Genomic DNA, 4,090 nt, shown 5'->3' with positions numbered 1-4,090 from the left:
CATGAGAAAGCCCATATAAATGGGTAATGTACAAGTTGCTGTAGAAGCATGTTTAATTCGTCTGATCACAGATACTTTATAAAGTATTTTAATACTTTTTTGAATCAGTCAATGCGTAAGTCCTATTTTCATTAAAAAAATTCTGTTTTTGTTTTATTTATATACATTTAGAATATAACAATGAAACTCTATTTTGACAAATATAGATGGGCTATGTACTATACACCCACCTCAAAACGTCCCTATCGTCTAGAGGCCTAGGACATCGCCCTTTCACGGCGGTAACCGGGGTTCGAATCCCCGTAGGGACGCCAATTCTTCTGTCAGCTCTGAGACAAACTTAAAGTTTATTTATCTATAATTTATATTAATTGATTGCATCATCATTGCATTCTTCTCTACAATTACTCGCTTCATTATTTGATTCTCCTTTTTCTCTATGCAGTCATCACATTCTCCGAATGATGCTTCGCATCAGGGCAATTCTGCGCCGTTAAAACGCGCTATGAGTACTCGACATCTGGTGATGATTTCGCTTGGCGGCGCAATCGGTACTGGTTTATTTCTTGGTTCGGGTGAAGTCATTGCACAAACGGGGCCTGTAGGTGCCATTATTTCGTATTTTTTAGGCGGTATTATCGCCTATATGGTGATGCTTTGCTTAGGCGAGCTCGCTGTACATATGCCAGAATCTGGTTCATTTGGCGCTTATGCTAAACGCTATATCGGACCTGGTACGGGTTATACCATCACTTGGCTCTATTGGCTGACATGGTCAGTAACGCTAGGAACTGAATTTACCGCTGCTGCACTTTTAATGCAGGAATGGTTCCCAGACAGCTCTATGTGGATGTGGACCTTAATCTTTGGTGCTTTTGTATTCTGCTTGAATATGATTTCAACCAAATGGTTTGCTGAATCTGAATTTTGGCTAGCTTTAGTCAAAGTGATTACCGTTGTAGCCTTTATTATTTTAGGTCTATTGGCCATTTTTGGTGTTTTAGGCTATCAAGGCTATGAAGCTGCACCGCTGTTTAGCAACCTCACTGCACAAGGCTGGTTCCCTGAAGGTTTGTTCCCAATCTTCGCTACAATGTTGATTGTTAACTTTGCATTCTCAGGTACTGAACTGATTGGTGTTGCTGCGGGTGAAACCAAAGATCCAGCGAAAAATGTGCCTAAAGCCATTAACACGGCGATTTTCCGCTTATTGATTTTCTTTGTGGGTACCATTGTTGTTATTACTGCACTATTACCACACCAAGAGGCCGGCTTATCTGCCGAAGGTGTAAGTAGTTCACCTTTCGTAACGGTATTCCAGCACATTGGTATTCCTTATGCAGAAGACATTATCCGCTTTGTGATTATCACAGCCCTACTTTCTGCTGCAAACTCAGGTTTATTTGCTGCATCTCGAATGATGTGGTCATTGTCCTATAGTAAGCAATTACCTGCAGTGTTCTCTAAAGTGAACTCGCGGGGTATTCCTTATGTTGCCGTGATTGTGACCATGATCGGTGGTATGCCGGGCTTACTTTCTGAGCAATTTGCACCAGAAACCATCTTCAAAAACTTGTTAGGTGTCGCGGCATTTACCATGGTGGTGGTATGGATGAGTATTTGTTTAAGCCAATTCAACTTCCGCCGTCAGTGGTATAAAGAAGGCAAAACTGCAAAAGATTTAGCTTTTGCTGCACCACTCTTCCCAATCGTGCCGATACTCGGTTTTGTATTCTGTCTTATTACCTGTATTAGTATGGTATTTGACCCAGAAATGTTAACTGGCTTTATCTGCTGTATGATCTTCATTGTGGCGTGTTATATCAGCTACTACACCTTGTATCACAACAAAGATTGATCTGCGTTGTCATACCAAACACGATAAAAGAGTAACTTCGGTTGCTCTTTTTTTATGGCTATATTTTAATAAAAGTAGAATAAAAACTGGTCCGTCGATGAGGTGCAATATGCAGATCATCTTTATCCATGGCATGAATCAACAGCAACAAACTGCACGTTCGCTCGAACAGCATTGGCTTGCACTGTTGTCTCAAGGCTTAAAGCAAAGCCATCAAGAGACTTTTTTATCGTATATACAGCACCATATGCGCATGCCTTTTTATGGAGACTTACTCACGCGTTATCATTTGCAGAATATGCTTCAAGCCAGCACCTTGACACCTCAAACGTGGCCACATTTTCCGTTTATCCATCGCACTGAACTCCCAGAAAAATCACCAAAAGTACTTGAGCATCATGCCGTACAAAACAATCTACCTGACATCACCCTCAATGATGCTATTGGATTGAGCCAGTCATTCAAATCGATCACTGCACTTGGCAAAGATCTTGCCCTACGCGATTTTGCAGTTTTAATGAATTATTTCCCAAAATTACATGCCACACTTTTGCATAAATTTTTGGTCGAAACTTATCTCTATTTATCCAATCCACACTTTATTCAGGCAGTTCATACTCGTCTGCATGAGCAATTACATCAAACGAAACCCACCCTGTTGATTGCACATTCGCTAGGTAGCGTGATTGCGTATCATTTTTTACTGTTACATCCTGAACTCAACATACAGCGCTTTATCACCTTGGGCTCACCTTTGGCTTTTCGTGTCATCCAAGCCCACTTACCTCAGCCTTTACAGCGACCTGATGCAATTTCAGGCGATTGGTTAAACTTTTATTCACATGATGATTTTCTCAGCGCTTTTCCACTGAGTCAGGCACCATTTGATTTTCAACCCGCCATTATCAACCAGCAAATTCAGACATCGATTGAACACCCACACGATATTGCTGGATATTTAACGCATCCAGAAGTTATTGCTACAATCTTACAAGTGTTGAAAAAACCGACATAAATAATGTATTTTTCAAACATTTTTAGCAAATTGTTTTAATTTTATGCACTCAACAACAAAAACTGAATTTATTTATAGAAAAGCGTTTGACACCCCCCGATTTTCACCCTAATATACGCCCACCTCTGAAACGTCCCTATCGTCTAGAGGCCTAGGACATCGCCCTTTCACGGCGGTAACCGGGGTTCGAATCCCCGTAGGGACGCCAATTTTCAGAAGTACATTTTATTAAGTCCCTATCGTCTAGAGGCCTAGGACATCGCCCTTTCACGGCGGTAACCGGGGTTCGAATCCCCGTAGGGACGCCATTATTTAGTCTAAAAACTTAGACTAAAATAAACGGTTTTAAAATTTGCTTTCTGTACTGTCCCTATCGTCTAGAGGCCTAGGACATCGCCCTTTCACGGCGGTAACCGGGGTTCGAATCCCCGTAGGGACGCCATATTCGAGTTGGTTTTAACCACTCATTAAAAAGCTCAAGCATTGCGACTTGGGCTTTTTTATTGCCTTAATTTCTAAATATTTCTTTTAATAGTTTTGAATCATAAATGGCCTTAGGGGCAATCACCTGCTCATTCAGCGGAATATTTTGACCATAGCGCTGCCGCATTAGACGCTGGACTTCATTTTGTTTTAAATCAAATTGTTTCAGTTGTTGTAATGGAGAAAGTTCGATTCCTAAAGCATGCTGATAAGCTTTCCAAACAATTTCAGAACAGTAAATTGCACGGTCATCCCATTCAAAATATATATCATAGGGTTTGCCCAAGTACTTTTCCGCATGTTGCACCAGCTTCGTTTTCTGCTGCACATTTAAGGGTTGTTTGAGCCTTTTCACCACATAGTGAGCATTCTCCCCACGTGCGATCCATTGATTTAAAGCGGTATATTGCACAGGTTGAATAGCTTCAAGCACCCAGGTTTGGTTATTTTTATTTACGATCATGCCCATGTGACTATAGGGCGAATGTGTGGCCTTTTGAATGCTTAAACTTTGTTGTGACTTTGAGATATGAAAAATAATATCTCCCGTCTGAAATACGGACTGGGCATAGAGGGCAGAACTGAGCCCCGAAAGAATGACTATTAATATAGGACTTACGCATTGACTGATTCAAAAAAGTATTAAAATACTTTATAAAGTATCTGTGATCAGACGAATTAAACATGCTTCTACAGCAACTTGTACATTACCCATTTATATGGGCTTTCTCATG

General features: G+C 40.8%; 3 protein-coding genes and 4 tRNA genes. 6 read left to right on the top strand and 1 reads right to left on the bottom strand.

Features of this window, described 5'->3' with window-relative positions; translation table 11 throughout:
* The first annotated feature begins 238 nt into the window (after positions 1–238).
* From FTU17_RS16935 to FTU17_RS16910, 6 genes are all read left to right on the top strand, one after another.
* Positions 239–314, top strand: a tRNA-Glu gene (locus FTU17_RS16935).
* 125 nt (positions 315–439) lie between these two features.
* Complete coding sequence (locus FTU17_RS16930; RefSeq protein WP_180040731.1) at positions 440–1,858, top strand: amino acid permease; 1,419 nt, start codon at positions 440–442, stop codon at positions 1,856–1,858.
* Between the two features lie 109 nt (positions 1,859–1,967).
* A complete protein-coding gene (locus tag FTU17_RS16925) occupies positions 1,968–2,873 on the top strand; it encodes an alpha/beta fold hydrolase (RefSeq protein WP_111885776.1) in 906 nt (301 codons plus the stop codon).
* 132 nt (positions 2,874–3,005) lie between these two features.
* A tRNA-Glu gene (locus tag FTU17_RS16920) sits at positions 3,006–3,081 on the top strand.
* 24 nt (positions 3,082–3,105) lie between these two features.
* Positions 3,106–3,181: transfer RNA gene (locus tag FTU17_RS16915), tRNA-Glu, on the top strand.
* A gap of 58 nt (positions 3,182–3,239) precedes the next feature.
* Positions 3,240–3,315, top strand: a tRNA-Glu gene (locus FTU17_RS16910).
* A 66-nt stretch (positions 3,316–3,381) separates the two neighbouring features.
* Here the strand turns inward: FTU17_RS16910 and FTU17_RS16905 are convergent.
* Positions 3,382–3,954, bottom strand: coding sequence for a YiiX family permuted papain-like enzyme (locus FTU17_RS16905; protein WP_373684082.1), 573 nt, complete (start codon positions 3,952–3,954; stop codon positions 3,382–3,384).
* Positions 3,955–4,090 lie beyond the last annotated feature (136 nt).

Source organism: Acinetobacter sp. YH12070, from assembly GCF_013419625.1.
GTDB classification, from domain to species: domain Bacteria; phylum Pseudomonadota; class Gammaproteobacteria; order Pseudomonadales; family Moraxellaceae; genus Acinetobacter; species Acinetobacter amyesii.
The sequence above is the reverse complement of the archived record's forward strand: the minus strand, read 5'-3'. Positions and strand labels throughout refer to the sequence as shown.

What these genes read in the sequence shown, in the direction of transcription:
- FTU17_RS16930 (WP_180040731.1), top strand. Translation starts at nt 440, where the DNA reads ATGCAGTCATCACATTCTCCGAATGATGCTTCGCATCAGGGCAATTCT.
- FTU17_RS16925 (WP_111885776.1), top strand. Translation starts at nt 1,968, where the DNA reads ATGCAGATCATCTTTATCCATGGCATGAATCAACAGCAACAAACTGCA.